Source organism: Camelimonas sp. FR25, assembly GCF_059740505.1.
The window spans coordinates 22,955-39,192 of sequence record NZ_JCAWFG010000077.1; the positions used below are offsets into that span (position 1 = coordinate 22,955).

The following is a 16,238-nucleotide window of genomic DNA, read 5'->3' on the forward strand; positions in this document are numbered from 1 at the left end:
GGGCAGTGGGCCGATCAGGCCTTGCGGAAGAAGTCAGGATGGGGGCGAGCAGCGGGCAGGGCGAGGCAGGGGAGGGCGACGCAGGGCAGGGCGAGGACGTTGCGCCGCCTGGCGCGCGGCGCTGGGCGCCGGGCCAGTCTCGACAACCTCACGCCGCGTCGAGCAGGCGGCGGGTGACGACGGCGACGCGGCACAGCCAGGCGATGCGCCGGGTCACCGCGTCCTTGTCCTGCTGCACATCGGGACCTTGCGCCGTGGCCCTGGCCCGCCAGACGGCGAACTCGACCTCCATCAGCGCATCCTCGCCAATGCTGTGCGACCACACTGCCGCCGGGACGTTGCACAGGGTGGTCACCGCATCAATGCGGATGACGCCATAGGCCTTTTGCGGGCGCAGCAGCAGGCGGGGCACGCCGCCCCGAATGCCGGCCCCGGCCGGATCCATGTCGATGCGCACCAGCGGCCACGGGGCGAGCGGGCCGCCATGCGCCGCCAGCAGTCTGTCGCCGACGGCGCGAAACCGCTCTGCCCGGCTGGCGATGGCGGTCGCCATATCCTGCTGGCTGCGCAGGGCGTCGAGCATGGGGGCCAGCGCGTGCAGGGCGCCATAGACGCCGGGGGCGTCGTTGTCAGCGGCGGGGGTCAGATGGCGCAAAGCGGCGATGATGGCGGCGCGCCGCGCTTCGGGCGCGTCGCTGGCGGTGACGAAGGCGGTGAGGGCTTCTCGCCCCAGTTCGGGCGCTGACGTCTCGCTGTTCGCCTCAACCATGCGCCTGTCCTCCCATTTCCGCGCCACTTGCGCTGCGGCTTGCGCCTCCGCCCTTGCCACAGCCTGCGTCTCTCCGCTACGCCTGTGGCCGCAAACAGCCGCCAGCATGGGCTGGCCTGGAGCGGTTCCTCGCCAGGCGATGGGGCCATGCTCCAGTTTTCATTGTGATGAGTGAACCGGCATGCATCTGGCGCGGGCCCGATGGCGGTCGCTCCTGTCCGGCGAGGCGCGCATACGATGACACAAGCGATCCAGCTGCGCTGCAATATTTGCGGCGGCGAGTCCTTCCTGGACATGCCGGGCCGGCCGAAGGTGCGTTGCGAAAGCTGCGGGTCGCTGGAGCGCACGCGAATCTGCGCCATGCGGCTGCAGGGGGATCTGAAGCCGAAGCCTGGCGCCAGCGTGCTGCATTTTGCGCCGGAGCGCGGCCTCGCCGCCTTCCTGCGCGCGCTATCGCAGGGCGCCTATCGCGCCGTCGACATCGCGCCGGAAAACTATCCGGGCTCGGGGGCGGAGAAATTCGATCTGTGCCGGGATGTGTTTGACCTGCCCGAGAACGCCTATGACGTGATCGTGCTCAATCACGTGCTCGAGCATATCGAGTGCAACTATTCCGCGGTGTTGCTGCGGCTGGCCCGCTCGCTGACCGATGACGGCGTGATGCTGTTCTCGGTGCCGGTCGAGGGTGAGGAGTTTCGCGACAATATTGCGCTGGGCACGCTGGAGGATAAGGCCGCCCGCTTCGGCGCCTTCCGCCATTACCGCAATTTTGGCCGCGCCTTCATCGGCGAGACCCTTGGCATGTTGTTCCACATGCCTGCGGATAATGATCTGACCCGATATTTCACCGAAGATCAGCTGCGCACGGCGTCGATTCGGCCCAATCACTGGCATAAGGTCACGGGCGCCACGGTGTTCGCCGTGCGCAAGCGCGACATCAGGGTGTGATATAATAAGCGTTCGGGCGCCTCAGGCGTCTGTCCGGCTGCAGATCGCACGTCGATCAGGCGCAACGGCGCGACGGCAGTCACGCCGCCGCAGACCTTGAGTTATCGCACCCCAGTGACTTGGCGCATCACGGTGACTTAGCGCACCACCGTGGTGACGATCGCCGGCCCGCTGTTGCTGTGCGCCATCTGCGGCCCGGTCTGGCGCTCACCGCCCACGGGCATGGTGCTGACCACCGCCATGGTGCCGACGGCCAAAGTAATCACCAGCGCCAGTGAAAAGCGGAACTGCCGGCCAGCTTCGGCGCGGCTCACCCGGCCAATGTCAAACCCACCCGCGTTGCGGCGGGAGTTGAAATCTTCCAGGCGGATCGGGTCATGGCTCTGCATGTCGCTCACTCCGGTTGGTCATGTGTGCGCGTCATCGGCGGCCACGGCGGCAATCTGCCCCATGTGACCAACATCCATGGTGCGCCGGCACACATCTGTGTCGCTTGAAACCATCAGGCGGTTCATCGCTGGCGCATCGCCGCCCGTCGCGGGGGCTTTGCCTGCGTTCCCGGTGATTTGCCGGTCGCCAGCATGGTTTCTGAAAAGTAAACCCGCTCTGGCCGCAGTTGTTCCGGAAAATTGTTGATGGGCGCCTGCGGCAGGGGCGCGGGAAAAAAATGTGCGGCCTGACGTGATTGCAGGCCTGCATCGCCGATCTGTGGCTTGCGCCCCGCCGCAGGGGGGCTTAGACCAAGCCGCCTCTTCCTCCGCCGCGCGGAGGCATTTTCCCTGACTGTTTAAGGAGATCAGTCGTGGCTTTCCTTTCCGACGCTCTCGGCCGCATGAAGCCTTCCGCCACGATCGTGGTGACGCAAAAAGCGCGCGACCTGAAAGCGCAGGGTCGCGACGTGATCTCGCTCTCCGTTGGTGAGCCTGATTTCGACACCCCGGACCACATCAAGCAGGCTGGCATCGCCGCCATTGAGCGTGGCGAAACCCGTTATCCGCCGGTGTCGGGCATCCAGCCGCTGCGCGAGGCCATCGCCCGCAAGTTCAAGCGTGAGAACGACCTCGACTACAAGCCGTCGCAGACCATCGTCGGCACCGGCGGCAAGCAAATCCTGTTCAACGCGCTGATGGCCACCATCAATGCCGGCGACGAGGTGGTGATTCCGGCCCCTTACTGGGTGTCCTATCCGGAAATGGTCGCCCTGTGCGGCGGCACGCCGGTGTTCGCCGAGACCACCATCGCCAATAATTTCAAGCTGCAGGCCGCCGAGCTTGAGGCTGCGATCACCCCAAAGACCAAATGGGTGATCCTCAACTCGCCGTCCAACCCCTCGGGCGCGGCCTACAGCTTTGACGAGATGAAGGCGCTCACCGACGTGCTGCTGCGTCATCCGCATGTCTGGGTGCTGACCGACGACATGTATGAGCACCTGGTCTATGGCGATTTCAAATTCGTCACCCCAGCCCAGGTCGAGCCGCAGCTGTATGACCGCACGCTGACCATGAACGGCGTCTCCAAGTCTTACGCCATGACCGGCTGGCGTATTGGCTACGCCGCTGGCCCCGAGCATCTGATCAAGGCCATGGACACCCTGCAGGGTCAGCAGACCTCGGGCGCCTGCACCATCGCCCAGTGGGCCTCGGTGGAGGCGCTGGATGGTCCGCAGGACCACCTTGGCGTGTTCCGCAAGGCGTTTGAGGAGCGGCGCGACCTCGTGGTGTCGATGCTCAACCAGGCGGCGCATCTGCAGTGCCCGACCCCGGAAGGCGCGTTCTATGTCTATCCGTCCTGCGCGGGCGCGATCGGCCTGAAGACGCCAGACGGCAAGGTGATCAACAATGACGAGGACTTCGTCACGGCGCTGCTGGAATCCGAAGGCGTCGCCGTGGTGCATGGCTCGGCGTTCGGCCTTGGCCCGAACTTCCGCGTCTCTTACGCCACCTCGACCGCGGTGCTGGAAGACGCCTGCACCCGCATCCAGCGCTTCTGCGCCTCGCTGCGCTGATCGCCTGACCGATCGCTGAATGCTTCTGAAGGCCGCCCCCCGTGGGCGGCCTTTTGCATTGCGATCAAGCCCTCCGCCAGCGCCAGCCGGTCGACCATTGCGCGATAGCCCGGGCGGCAGGCGCACTGGTTGCGCGCGGCTTCGGCGCCCGTCCCGGCGCTCGCATGCCTCTCCGCCCTCTGCTGCAGCGCCCCCGTCGAGGACACACAGGCCAGTTGACCCGCATATTGGCGCATGGGCGCCGCTGTTTCCGGGCAAATCTTGGTCTTTGGTCTGTGTCGACCCTCCGGCGCGTTGCAGCTACCCTGAGGCAAACAGGGCTGGCGTAAGCGCTGGCGCCGGCTGTGGCGCGCGCGGGGGCGGTCGACAAGGCGCAGAAGCGCACTGGCGGAGGGACGGATGCAAGCGACGGTTGCGGCGGCGCAGGAGCGCCCATGGCTGAAGAGTTACCCGGCGGGCGTGCCGGCTGATATTGATCAGGCCAGCGTCGGCACGCTGGTCGACCTGTTCCGGGTCAGCGTCGCCAAATTCGCCGACAAGCCTGCCTATGAGAGCTTCGGCGTGCGCATGAGCTTCGGCGACCTGAGGCGCGAGGCCGAGGCCTTCGCCAGCTGGCTGCAGCAATCCGGCGTCGGCAAGGGCGACCGCGTCGCCATCATGATGCCGAATGTTCTCGCCTTCCCGGTCGCCATGTTTGGGGCGCTGCTGGCTGGTTGCACGGTGGTCAACGTCAATCCGCTGTACACGCCGCGCGAGCTGGAGCACCAGCTCAATGATTCAGGCGCCCGCGTGCTGGTGGTGCTGGAGAATTTCGCCGTCACCGTGCAGCAGGCCTTGCCGCGCCTGCGGCTTGATCGCATCCTGATCGCCAGCCCCGGCGACGAGATGGGCTTCAAGGGCCTGATCGTCAATGCGGTGTCGCGTTACATCAAGAAAGCGGTGCCGGCGTGGAATATCCCGGCCGCCATCCGCCTGTCCGAGGCGCTGGGCAAGGGCCGCGGCAAGCCGCCGACCCCGGTGAGCGTCAGCAAGGACGATCTGGCCTTCCTGCAATATACCGGCGGCACCACGGGCGTCTCCAAGGGCGCCATGCTGACCCATGGCAATGTCGCCAGCAATGTTGAGCAGTCGGATCTGTGGTTCAACGGCGGCGCGGCGCCAGAAGCTGATCCGGTGATGGTCACGGCGCTGCCGCTGTATCACATCTTCGCGCTGACCGCCTGCTGCCTGTTCATGCTGAAATCCGGCGGCTGCTCGCTGTTGATCGCCAATCCGCGCGACATCGATGGCTTCGTCAAGACGCTGAAGGGCGTGCGCTTCACCCGCATGTCTGGCGTCAACACGCTGTATAATGCGCTGGCGCATCATCCCGGCATTCGCGAGGTGGATTTCTCGCATCTGGCCTTCTCGGTGGCGGGCGGCATGGCGACCCAGGCCCCGGTGGCGAAATTGTGGAAGGACCTCACCGGCTCGCCGATCCTCGAAGGCTATGGGCTGTCCGAGACCTCGCCGGTGGTGACGGCCAATCCGTCCAATCTGGAGGAATTCTCGGGCACGATCGGTTATCCCATGCCGTCGACCTATGTGGCGATCCGCGACAGCGATAACCAGGATGTGCCCCTGGGCGAACCAGGCGAATTGTGCGTCAAGGGCCCGCAGGTGATGCCTGGCTACTGGAACCGGCCGGACGAGACCGCCAAGGTGATGACGCCAGATGGCTATTTCCGCACCGGCGACGTGGCGGTGATGCAGCCCGACGGCCAGTTCCGCATCGTTGACCGGGCCAAGGACATGATCCTGGTGTCGGGCTTCAACGTCTATCCCAACGAGGTGGAGGAGGTGCTGGCCTCGCATCCTGGCGTGCTGGAGGCGGCGGTTGTCGGCGCGCCAGACGGGGCGACCGGCGAGCGGGTGGTGGCCTATGTGGTGCGCACCGACCACAGCCTCACCGAAGAGGCGGTGCGCGCCTTCGCCCGCGAACGGCTGGCCGCCTACAAGTCGCCGAAGCAGGTGGTGTTCCGCGACGAATTGCCGAAGACCAATGTCGGCAAGGTGCTCCGGCGCGCCCTGCGCGAAGGCCAGTAACGCGGCCTGGCGGCGGCAGCGCTGACAGCAGCATCAGGCGCGGGCCGCCCCACGGCGGCTTGCTCGCCTTGAGGCGTTGGCTTTGCAAATGCGGCCGCCGGGACGACAGGCCGCCGGGCAAGCCCGACTTCAGCGGCAGTGGAGAGGCGACGGCCAGCGACGATTGCCCTCGTTACCCCCCAGCCCCCGCCTGCGCGCAGCCATTCCAGTGCGGCTAAAGGAGAGGCCTCTGGCCGGGTGACCCTCACGGGATGCTGGCGGCGCGTTTTGGGTCTCAGCGAGCAGGCGCCAACTCGCCCGTTCGCCAGCTCGGCAAGTCGTCGGCTCGGCAAGTCGCCAACCAGGCAAGCCCCAGGGCGCGGCGTCGGGTGCGCACGGCAAAACCAGTCACCAGTGACTGGTATTCATTGACCATGTAAACATCGCAGTCACCTGATCCCTGAGGCCGCGTAAGTAATCATCCGCTGGGGGGGTGGCGAGCCTGCGCGCGACATGCCGTGCTGCGACCACGTGCTGCTGCGGCGCAGCAGCGGTTATTCCATGCATATGGCGCAGAGGCGCCGCTGCGGATATCGGTCGCCTTCGCCGGCGCCCAGACATCGGTGCGCAGGACAACAGTCAGGAAAGAAAAAAGGTCGGGTTCCATTTAGAAACCCGACCCTGAGTTGTTCCGCTATGAACGGAACACTTCCAGAGGGGAACGGTGAAAACTGCACTCAACGCCGGGAGGCGGTGCGGAGCACTGCTTTCATCCACTTACCATTGTCACCAGACGCCCGATTTAATCAAGCGTAAGATGCATCATGTCTGCCATGCGCGCGTGACATGTAATCACAGACTCGCGAGCCAGTTCCGGTGAATTCTTGCCAGATCAGATATTTAACACCGCAAAGGTACGGTGTGTGCAGACTTCCTTACGTGAAATCTGATGCACCTGGGGCAATGGTAGAGAAATATTTGCCGGCCCGCCGGGCCAGACAGCGCGGCGGCCAGGGCCCCGCCCGGTGTGGCCAGCCCCCGGCTGCCCGGGTCCGCCCCGTGCGTGTGCGGCGTGCCTGATCAATCAGGGTTGACGCGAGCGATAATTCGCGCCGCCGCCAGAGCATTGCGTCAGTTGCGCGAAATGCAGCCGCGCCGCCGCAGGGGCAGGGTCTCAGGGCATGGCTGGCGGCAGGGCGCCGCCAGCGGACCTGACCACCATCGCGGCTCAATAGGCCCAGCGCTGGGCCTTGCTAATCAGGAAGTCGCGGAACACCTGCACGCGGGCCACCGCCTTCATCTCTTCGGGATAGACCAGATAGGAATCGAGCGCCGGCAGCTCATTGGCGGGCAGCACCTGCACAAGGCCCGAGGTTGGCTCAACCAGATAGTCGGGCAGCACGGCGATGCCGATGCCGACGTCGACGGCGCGCTTCAGGGCGGAGATATTGTTGACCACCATGTGATAGGGGCGCGGATCCTTGGGCTCGCGACCCGCCGTGGCCAGCCAGTGCGCCGAGACCAGGAAGGGCGGCACCGAGCCGCCGTAGCACAGGATCCGGTGGCGATCGATGTCCTCGAACGATTCCGGCAGGCCGTGCCGCTTGGCGTAATCCTGTGAGGCGTAAACGTGGAAGTGCACGGCGAACAGCCGGCGCTGGATCAGGTCAGCCTGCACCGGCTGACGCAGGCGCAGGGCGATGTCCGCCTCGCGCATCGACAGGTCGAGCTCTTCGTCGGTGAGGATCAGTTCGATTTTTACGTCGGGGTAGAGATCGAGAAACTCACCCAGCCGCGGCGTCAGCCACGCGGCGCCGAGGCCCAGCGTGGTGGTGACCTTGAGTTCGCCCGAGGGCCGCTCGCGCGAGTCGGTGAGACGGGCGCGGGTGGCGTCGAGACGCATGGTCATCTCACGCGCCGTGCGGAACAGCAGTTCGCCCTGCTCAGTCAGGATGAGGCCGCGGGCGTGCCGGTGAAACAACGGCGCCTTCAGTTCGCGCTCAAGCGCGCTGACCTGGCGGCTGACCGCCGACTGGCTCAACCCTAGGTCGTCGCCGGCGCGGGTGAAGCTGCCAGCTTCCGCGACGGTGTAAAAAATTCTGATCTTGTCCCAATCCATGGCTTTCCCGTTCCCCCTGTCGACGCCGGCGCGCGGCGGTTTGTCCCGCCTTGTGGTTTGCGCGTCCCAGCTTGGTCGTCGCCCGCGTGCGGACGACGCATATTGGTCATCGCTGCGCCCGCCATGGCGGCGCGCAGCGCTAGCCACTCATTCCGCGGCGTGCGCCGTGGCCTCTTCCGCCGCCAGCCAGCGTTCTGCCTCCAGCGCCGCCATGCAGCCCATGCCAGCGGCGGTCACCGCCTGGCGGAAGACGTCATCGGTGACGTCGCCGGCGGCGAAAACGCCAGGCGTGCTGGTGGCGGTGGAGTCAGGCGCCGTCCAGATATAGCCGCCTGGCTTCATCTTCAGCGTGTCGGCGAACAGCTCGCTCGACGGCTTGTGGCCGATGGCGATGAACACGCCGTCGGCGTCGAGGCGCTGGCTCGCGCCGGTCTGGACGTTGCGCAGGTTGACGTGGGTGACGCCCGGCGGGTTCTGCACGCCGCAGATCTCGTCGATGACGCTGTGCCACACCACCTCGATCTTCGGGTGGGCGAACAGCCGCTCCTGCAGGATGCGCTCGGCGCGCAGGCTGTCACGGCGATGCACCAGCGTGACTTTGGCGGCGAGGCCCGCCAGATACAGGGCTTCCTCGACGGCGGTGTTGCCGCCGCCGACCACCACCACATTCTTGTTGCGGAAGAAGAAGCCGTCGCAGGTGGCGCAGGCCGAAACGCCAAAGCCCTGGAACGCCTGTTCGGACGGCAGGCCCAGCCACTGCGCCTGGGCGCCGGTGGCGATCACCAGCGCGTCGCAGGTGTAGACGTCGCCGCTATCGCAGGTGACGGTGAACGGCCGCTTCGAGATATCGACGCTGGTGACATAGTCCGACACAAGCTCTGCGCCGACATGTTCGGCCTGGGCGCGCATCTGCTCCATCAGCCACGGGCCCTGAATGGCCTCGGCGAAACCGGGGTAGTTCTCGACATCGGTGGTGATCGTCAGCTGGCCGCCCTGCTGGTAGCCAGCGATCAGCACCGGCTTCATCATGGCGCGGGCCGCGTAGATGGCGGTGGTGTAGCCGGCGGGGCCGGAGCCGATGATCAGCAGTCGGGTGTGCTTGTTGGCCATGGGTACGCCTGGTGTTTCCCTGGGCACCTGTGCATCTGGCGCCTCTGCGGCGGCCCCGTCGCGCGGTTGTCACCACGCGGCGGCGAAACGCCTCGATCTCAATCCCAGCGCAGGGCTCCATCCGCATGGAGCAAGCCTGCGCTAACGTTAACCTGTTCTGGCCGTCAAAGCAGGTCCCCGCAAGGGGATAGTCGGGCCGCCTGGCGTTATCACGCACAGGCGGCGCGCTCAGCTGGCCCGGTCGCGGCGAGCGCGCCAGGCCGTCATGACTGCATCGGCGATAGACTGGGTCGAGTTTAGGGGGGGGTATGCACTGCCTGCAAGTGTTCCCCGGAATTCGTGCACAATTCCCCGCGCCCGCAGACCGTCGAGCAGCCGCGTGGTTTTGGCGTCGTCGGGCCCTGGGGAAAAGGTCAGCACCGGCTGGCCGGTGGCGGCGGCCTCGCCAACCATATTGGCCGAATCGGTCGTCACCACCACTGCATCGGCCAGGGCCATCATGGCGGCGTAAGGATTGTCGCCAGTTCCGTCCCAATAATAGCCGCCGTGGCAGGCGACGACTGCCTGCGCCGCTCTGGCCAGGCTGGCTGGCGTGCGGCGCGAGGGGGTGATCATCAGCGCGGCGCCGCTGGCGGCCAGCGCCTCAAGCCTGCCGCACAGCTCGGCGATCAGGCTCTCCGTAAAGTGATGGCGACGGCTGTCGCCGCCGAGCAGGACGGCGACGCGCGGCCCGGGCAGCGCCGCCAGCTGCGGCGGGGGCATGGCGCGGGCGGCGGCAAGGCGCTGCGCCGACAGCCGGTGCGGGCTGGTCAGGGTGGCGAGCACATTCGGCCCACGCAGCCGGTCATGTTCGGGAACCCAGATCAGGTCGGCGGCATCAGGGCCGGTGCGCGGATCCTTGAGGAACACCGTGAACACGCGGCCCTCTGAAGCGCGGCGGATGGCGCGCAGATAGGCCACGGCGCGGCGGCCCGAGGCGACGACAAGGTCTGGAAAAGGCCCGGCTATCGGGCTGCCGGGCCGGTCCGGCGCCTCAAGCGGGCTGATCGGCCCCCACGGCATCAGCCACAGCCATGGCGGGCGGGGGGCGACGCGGCGCAGTTGCGGCGCAAGGTCAAGCGCCTCGATGACGGCGGCGCATTGCAACTCGTCGCCGGCCTTGCCGTCGCTGAGCGCCCACGCTGATGCCGGCCTGTCTGACGACGCCATCACGCTCTGGTCCCTGGCTGCAGCCGCCCTCGAGGTTAGCCCGCCAGCAGCCTGACCATGCTGGGGCGTTGGCCGCCGGGCGGGCTGGCGATGTGTCGCTGATCAGACGCGGGCAATCAGGGCCCCGCGAGGCCACTGCAAGCGCGAGCCCTCGGCGTCTGTCACATGGCCTGGACGTAGCGGGCTGTCCAGCCCGCATAGGATTTAACCAGCTCGCCCAGCCGGCGGAAGTCAGCTTCGACGCCGTTCTCGCCATGGGGCAAAGCGGCGGGCGAGGTCACGGTGACTGGATAGCGATGCAGCACGGCGCCATCGGAGCCGATGACCAGGGTTTCGCCCTCCATGCGGTCAGTGGTGCGCAGCGCGGCGGAGCCATCCTGGATGATGTCGGCGGGCACCACCACATCGGTCAGACGCACCACGAGGCGCGGGCTGGACTGGTCGCCGGTGAAGCTGAACTTGCGCGACATCTCCTCGCGCATCATCTGGCGTAGCCGTTCGCCGGTGGGCTGGTAGAGCTCCGCGCCGAGCGGCGACGTGTCCACGGTGAGCGAGGCAAAGCCGCCATGGGGCAGGCTGGAGGCCTGGCCGCTGCCTGGGAGCATGGGCGCCAGCAGCACGGCGGCGCCAACGACCAAGGCCGCCACAGCGGCAGTGAGCGGACGCCGCGCCAGGTTGGCGCGGGAGAGCAAGGAGGTCAGGGCGGCTTTCACGGAAGCGGACATATCCATCACAGGAGCATCGCCAGCGCGGCCACTGGCCGCGCAGCGCGAGCGAACCAGATCAAGGCCCGCTCCAGTCGATTGGTGATTTCGGCGCCGGGGCGCTACGGGCGGCCACAGGCGTATGGCCGTGAGATAGGCGCCGGGTCCAAATTTTAATGTGTGATGGCGCACATGGGGGCGACGCAATCACCAGACTGCGACCCCTCGCCCCAGCCTGTCCGCCCCTGTCCCGCGCCTGGTGGGGGCCTGGTGGGGGCCTGGCGGGGGCCTGGCGGGGGCTCGTCGCCCGTTGGCGGGACGTGAGGCGACGACGCGACCGCGACGAACGCCCGGATGATTTTTCAATCGAAGTGAACCTTATGAGCAATCAGCATATGCGCTTGGCACGGAGGGCGGAGGGCGGAGGGCGGAGGGCGGAGGGCGGAGGACGCCATAAAGCAAAAAAGCCCCCGCACGGATGCGGAGGCCTTGATTCGCAGGTTATCTGGTCGCGGCGTCACGTCCCTGGCCGGGTCTGGCGCCGCGCATGAGCCAGCCGCGCCAGCCACGCGGGCGTGTCGCCGCCCGTGCAGATCAGCGGAAGACGATGCCGACGATCTCGTAAGACTTGCCGCCGCCGGGGGCGTTGACTTCCACCGTATCGCCGACGCTCTTGGAGATCAGCGCGCGGGCGATCGGCGACTTGATCGACACCTTGCCCTGGCTGACATCGGCCTCGGGCTCACCGACGATCTGATAGGTCTTCTCTTCCTCGGTGTCCTCGTCAACCAAAGTGACGGTGGCGCCGAATTTGACAGTGTCGCCGCTCATCTTCGACGTATCGAAAATTTCGGCGCGCGAGATCAGGCCCTCAAGTTCGAGCACGCGGCCCTCATTGAGGCTCTGGGCTTCCTTGGCGGCGTGATACTCGGCGTTCTCGGACAGGTCGCCCAGGGCGCGCGCCTCGGCGATCGCCGTGATGATGCGCTGGCGCTCCACCTGTTGCCGGTGCTTCAGCTCGACCTCGAGCGCCGCATAGCCCTTGGTCGTGATCGGAACCTTTTCCATCAATCCACCCGTAAGTGTAGATTGGGCCCGCACAGGGCGGGCCCAGGGTCCGCCGCAAAAGCGTGCGACGGAGTATTTTCACCGGAGCATGATCCCGTGCTGTAGCGGATCATGCCCAATCCCATTGTGCGGCGCGCCTCCTGCCAGCTGGCGTGGTCGGCCACAGGAAGCGCGTCAGGGCGAAAGGCGCGCACGCCGCCGCCGCCCGGACGAGACAGCCCAAAGGTCGCAGCGCCGGATCTCGCCAGCGCCGGATCTCGCCAGTGTCCTTGCGCCCGATGTGCTCCGCACCGAAGTCACCGGGCGCTCGGCCCACCACGCGTGCGGCGCGGAGGCAATCAGTCCGGGGTCGTGCCGGGCAATTCTGGCGATAGTCTGTCCGCCTGAGTTGCTCACCACATCCGGGGTGACGTTGGCGCCGCCAATGAGCCACCCCCGGCCCGCTGGCGTCGTCGTCGTGTGAATTCTTGCGCCTGCACGACCGCGTTGGTCGCAGCAGGCCAGCCAGGGAAGCGACGCAGAACAACCCACGCCCAAAAGATTGGGCGGGGTCGCCTTGGCCGTTGCTGAATGGCTGATGACAGAGTGCCCCGGACCGCGGCGCGCCGCAAGCCCTTGCAGCGCGGTCGATTTGTCTGGGGGAGGGCGATTGACTTTTCGCTCCCATCTAGAGCCGCGCCGCGTTTCCGGGCGGTGGAATCGCGCCCCGTGCCGGCGCCGCGGCGGGTGAAAGATATGGAGCGCCTGCCGCCGGCGAGACCATAGGGAAATACGCTACGGCAAGTGGCCGCAACCGGCCCTGGGCTGCCCGCTGCATGGGCGCTCAGCGCATGTGTCAGATGACACGGTCACGAACGCCAGCTTGCACGGATGTGTGGGCGGCGCATGTGCGCGCCGCCTCGTGAGGCGTGACGCCGCTCAGAAATATTCCTGAAGCGCGCGCACTTTCAGCTCGCCGCCACGGTAGGCCTTGATGCCCTCTGCCGAGGCGATGGCGCCGGCCAGCGTGGTGTAATAGGGCACCTTGGCCAGCAGGGCGGCGCGGCGCAGCGAACGCGAATCCTGCAGCGCCTGGGCGCCTTCGGTGGTGTTGAACACCAGCTGGATGCCGCCGTTCTTGATGGCGTCGACCACATGCGGACGGCCTTCAAGCACCTTGTTGATACGGGTGCATGGCACGCCGTTCTCTTCAAGGAAGCGCTGGGTGCCGGAGGTGGCGACCAGCTTGAAGTCCATGTCGACCAGCGAGCGCATGGTCGGCAGGATCCGCTCCTTGTCGCCATCGCGCACCGACACGAACACCGTGCCGGAGGTCGGCACCTTGGAGCCGCCGCCAAGCTGGCTCTTGGCGAAGGCGACGCCAAAGTCGAAGTCGAGACCCATGACCTCGCCGGTCGAGCGCATCTCCGGGCCGAGCACAATGTCGACGCCAGGGAAGCGGGCGAAGGGGAATACGGATTCCTTGACGCCGATGTGCTTCAGATCGCGCTTGACCAGGTTGAAGCTGGCCAGCTTCTCGCCGGCCATGATGCGGGCGGCGATCTTGGCGATCGGCGTGCCAATGACCTTGGCGACGAACGGCACGGTGCGCGAGGCGCGGGGATTGACCTCGAGCAGATAAATCACCCCGTCCTTGATGGCGTATTGCACGTTCATCAGGCCGCCGACGTGCAGGTTTTTGGCCAGCAGGGCGGTCTGGCGCTCGAGTTCGGCGATGGTCTCAGCCGGCAGCGAGCGCGGCGGCAGCGAGCAGGCGCTGTCGCCCGAGTGAATGCCGGCTTCCTCGATGTGCTCCATGATGCCGCAGATGAACACGTCTTCGCCATCGGCGAGCGCGTCCACGTCGACTTCAACCGCGTCCGACAGATAGCTGTCGAACAGCAGGGCGTTCTTGCCGAGCAGGGTGTTGATCTGGCCGGTCTTGTCGTTCGGATAGCGGATGCGGACCTCTTGCGGCACCAGCTCCGGCAGGGTGCCGAACAGGTAGTCGTTGAGCTGCGTCTCGTCGCGCAGGATGGCCATGGCGCGGCCGCCGAGCACGTAGGACGGGCGCACCACCAGTGGGAAGCCGAGTTCGCCCGCCACCAGACGCGCCTGCTCCACCGAATAGGCGATGCCATTGTCGGGCTGCTTCAGGCCGAGCTTGTCGAGCAGGCGCTTGAAGCGGTCGCGGTCTTCGGCGAGGTCGATCATGTCCGGCGAGGTGCCGAGGATCGGGATGCCGGCCTGCTCCAGCGCATTGGCCAGCTTCAGCGGCGTCTGGCCGCCGAACTGCACGATCACGCCATGCAGCGTGCCCTTGCTGCGCTCGAGGTCGAGCACCTCGATGACGTCCTCAGCCGTCAGCGGCTCGAAGTACAGGCGATCGGAGGTGTCATAGTCGGTGGAGACGGTCTCCGGGTTACAATTGACCATGATGGTCTCGTAACCGGCGTCTTCCAGCGCAAAGGCCGCGTGGCAGCAGCAATAGTCGAACTCGATGCCCTGGCCGATACGGTTCGGGCCGCCGCCGAGAATGGCGACCTTCTGGCGCGCGCTCGGCTGGGCCTCGTTCACCGGCTGGCTGCCGCCGAAAGGCGCAGCGTAGGTCGAGTACATGTAAGCCGTCGGCGAGGCGAACTCGGCGGCGCAGGTGTCAATGCGCTTGTACACCGGACGCACGTCAAGCTCGCGCCGGCGCTTCGTCACGTCAGCCTCGCTGAGGCCGGCCAGAATGGCGAGGCGCGCGTCGGAGAAGCCCATCGCCTTCAGCTTGCGGAAGGCGCCCGGCGTGGTCGGCAGGCCATGGGCGCGGACCCGCGCCTCCATGTCGGTGATGCCCTTGAGCTGGGCGATGAACCACGGGTCGATCTTGCAGGCGTCGTGGATGGTCTCGGCGTCGAAGCCAAGGCGCAGGGCCTGGCCGACCGCCAGCAGGCGCTCCGGCGTCGGCGTGCCGAGGGCGGCGCGCACGGCGTTCTTGTCGTCGTCCTGGCCGAGGCCGGGGATCTGGAACTCATCGAGGCCGTTGAGGCCGGTCTCGAGCGAGCGCAGGGCCTTTTGCAGGCTCTCCTGGAAGGTGCGGCCAATGGCCATCGCCTCGCCCACCGACTTCATGGCGGTGGTCAGGGTGCTGTCGGCGCCTGGGAATTTCTCGAAGGCGAAACGCGGGATCTTGGTGACCACATAGTCGATGGTCGGCTCGAACGCCGCCGGGGTCGCGCCGCCGGTGATGTCATTGTCGATCTCATCAAGCGTGTAGCCGACGGCCAGGCGCGCCGCGACCTTGGCGATCGGGAAGCCGGTGGCCTTCGACGCCAGCGCCGAGGAGCGCGACACGCGCGGGTTCATTTCGATAACGATCATCCGGCCATTGGCCGGGTTGACGGCGAACTGCACGTTCGAGCCGCCGGTCTCAACGCCGATCTCGCGCAGCACCGCCAGCGAGGCGTCGCGCATGATCTGGTATTCCTTGTCGGTGAGCGTCAGCGCCGGGGCGACGGTGATCGAATCGCCGGTGTGCACGCCCATCGGGTCGATGTTCTCGATCGAGCAGATGATGATGCAATTGTCCGCCTTGTCGCGGACAACCTCCATCTCATACTCCTTCCAGCCCAGCACGCTCTCCTCAACCAGCACCTCATTGGTGGGGGAGGCGTCGATGCCGCGCTCGATAATGTCGATGAACTCGGCCTTGTTGTAGGCGATGCCGCCGCCGGTGCCGCCCAGCGTGAACGACGGGCGAATGATGGCCGGCAGGCCAATGTCGTCGAGCGCCTCAAGCGCTGCGGCCAGGGTCTTGATATGGTGCGAACGCGGCGTGTCCAGACCGATCTTGGTCATGGCCTCGCGGAAGCGTTCGCGGTCTTCGGCCTTGTCGATGGCGTCGGCGGTGGCGCCGATCATCTCGACGTCAAACTTCTCCAGCACGCCCATCTTCTGCAGCGACAGGGCGCAGTTCAGCGCCGTCTGGCCGCCCATGGTGGGGAGAAGGGCGAAGCCGCCCGGAATGACGTTGCGTTCCTTCTCGATGATCTTCGCCACGACTTCCGGCGTGATCGGCTCGATATAGGTCGCATGGGCCAGATCGGGATCGGTCATGATCGTGGCCGGGTTCGAATTCACCAGGACGATGCGGTAGCCCTCGTCCTTCAGCGCCTTGCACGCCTGCGTTCCCGAATAGTCGAACTCGCAGGCCTGGCCGATGACGATGGGGCCGGCGCCGATGATCAGGATCGTGGAGATATCTGTGCGTTTGGGCAT

At 66.5% G+C, this 16,238-nt stretch carries 11 protein-coding genes; 3 read left to right on the forward strand and 8 right to left on the reverse strand.

The genetic code is table 11. The annotated features are described in order from the left end of the window. Positions 1-148: 148 nt before the first annotated feature. A complete protein-coding gene (locus AC6A67_RS09405; RefSeq protein ID WP_498036297.1) occupies positions 149-769 on the reverse strand; it encodes a hypothetical protein in 621 nt (206 codons plus the stop codon). 237 nt (positions 770-1,006) lie between these two features. Between AC6A67_RS09405 and AC6A67_RS09410 the strand changes: the two genes are divergently transcribed. Continuing rightward, entirely contained in the window at positions 1,007-1,717 is a 711-nt protein-coding gene (locus AC6A67_RS09410) for a class I SAM-dependent methyltransferase (RefSeq protein WP_498036298.1), read from the forward strand. 137 nt (positions 1,718-1,854) lie between these two features. Here AC6A67_RS09410 and AC6A67_RS09415 read toward each other — a convergent pair whose 3' ends face one another. After that, a complete protein-coding gene (locus AC6A67_RS09415) occupies positions 1,855-2,106 on the reverse strand; it encodes a hypothetical protein (RefSeq protein WP_498036299.1) in 252 nt (83 codons plus the stop codon). A gap of 413 nt (positions 2,107-2,519) precedes the next feature. Here AC6A67_RS09415 and AC6A67_RS09420 point away from each other — a divergent pair, with 413 nt between their 5' ends. Beyond that, entirely contained in the window at positions 2,520-3,722 is a 1,203-nt protein-coding gene (locus AC6A67_RS09420) for a pyridoxal phosphate-dependent aminotransferase (RefSeq protein WP_498036300.1), read from the forward strand. Positions 3,723-4,121: 399 nt separating this feature from the next. Beyond that, on the forward strand, positions 4,122-5,807 hold the full coding sequence (locus AC6A67_RS09425) for an AMP-binding protein (RefSeq protein WP_498036301.1): 1,686 nt from the start codon (positions 4,122-4,124) through the stop codon (positions 5,805-5,807). Between the two features lie 1,207 nt (positions 5,808-7,014). Here AC6A67_RS09425 and AC6A67_RS09430 read toward each other — a convergent pair. From AC6A67_RS09430 to carB, 6 genes are all read right to left on the reverse strand, one after another. Beyond that, entirely contained in the window at positions 7,015-7,905 is an 891-nt protein-coding gene (locus AC6A67_RS09430; RefSeq protein WP_498036302.1) for a LysR family transcriptional regulator, read from the reverse strand. Positions 7,906-8,052: 147 nt separating this feature from the next. Further along, positions 8,053-9,015, reverse strand: a complete 963-nt coding sequence (gene trxB / locus AC6A67_RS09435; protein ID WP_498036303.1) for a thioredoxin-disulfide reductase — start codon at positions 9,013-9,015, stop codon at positions 8,053-8,055. A 228-nt stretch (positions 9,016-9,243) separates the two neighbouring features. Beyond that, complete coding sequence (locus tag AC6A67_RS09440) at positions 9,244-10,224, reverse strand: mitochondrial fission ELM1 family protein (RefSeq protein ID WP_498036304.1); 981 nt, start codon at positions 10,222-10,224, stop codon at positions 9,244-9,246. Positions 10,225-10,385: 161 nt separating this feature from the next. Continuing rightward, positions 10,386-10,937, reverse strand: a complete 552-nt coding sequence (locus AC6A67_RS09445; RefSeq protein ID WP_498036305.1) for a hypothetical protein — start codon at positions 10,935-10,937, stop codon at positions 10,386-10,388. A gap of 585 nt (positions 10,938-11,522) precedes the next feature. Next, positions 11,523-11,996, reverse strand: a complete 474-nt coding sequence (greA, locus tag AC6A67_RS09450) for a transcription elongation factor GreA (protein ID WP_498036306.1) — start codon at positions 11,994-11,996, stop codon at positions 11,523-11,525. Between the two features lie 918 nt (positions 11,997-12,914). Beyond that, positions 12,915-16,238: a carbamoyl-phosphate synthase large subunit gene (gene carB / locus AC6A67_RS09455; protein WP_498036307.1), complete on the reverse strand. Its 3,324-nt coding sequence runs from the start codon at positions 16,236-16,238 to the stop codon at positions 12,915-12,917.

Bases quoted from the DNA above. Each gene is read 5' to 3' on its own strand.
- AC6A67_RS09405 (WP_498036297.1), bottom strand. From the start codon at position 769: ATGGTTGAGGCGAACAGCGAGACGTCAGCGCCCGAACTGGGGCGAGAA.
- AC6A67_RS09410 (WP_498036298.1), top strand. From the start codon at position 1,007: ATGACACAAGCGATCCAGCTGCGCTGCAATATTTGCGGCGGCGAGTCC.
- AC6A67_RS09415 (WP_498036299.1), bottom strand. From the start codon at position 2,106: ATGCAGAGCCATGACCCGATCCGCCTGGAAGATTTCAACTCCCGCCGC.
- AC6A67_RS09425 (WP_498036301.1), top strand. From the start codon at position 4,122: ATGCAAGCGACGGTTGCGGCGGCGCAGGAGCGCCCATGGCTGAAGAGT.
- AC6A67_RS09430 (WP_498036302.1), bottom strand. From the start codon at position 7,905: ATGGATTGGGACAAGATCAGAATTTTTTACACCGTCGCGGAAGCTGGC.
- trxB (WP_498036303.1), bottom strand. From the start codon at position 9,015: ATGGCCAACAAGCACACCCGACTGCTGATCATCGGCTCCGGCCCCGCC.
- AC6A67_RS09440 (WP_498036304.1), bottom strand. From the start codon at position 10,224: ATGGCGTCGTCAGACAGGCCGGCATCAGCGTGGGCGCTCAGCGACGGC.
- greA (WP_498036306.1), bottom strand. From the start codon at position 11,996: ATGGAAAAGGTTCCGATCACGACCAAGGGCTATGCGGCGCTCGAGGTC.
- carB (WP_498036307.1), bottom strand. From the start codon at position 16,238: ATGCCCAAACGCACAGATATCTCCACGATCCTGATCATCGGCGCCGGC.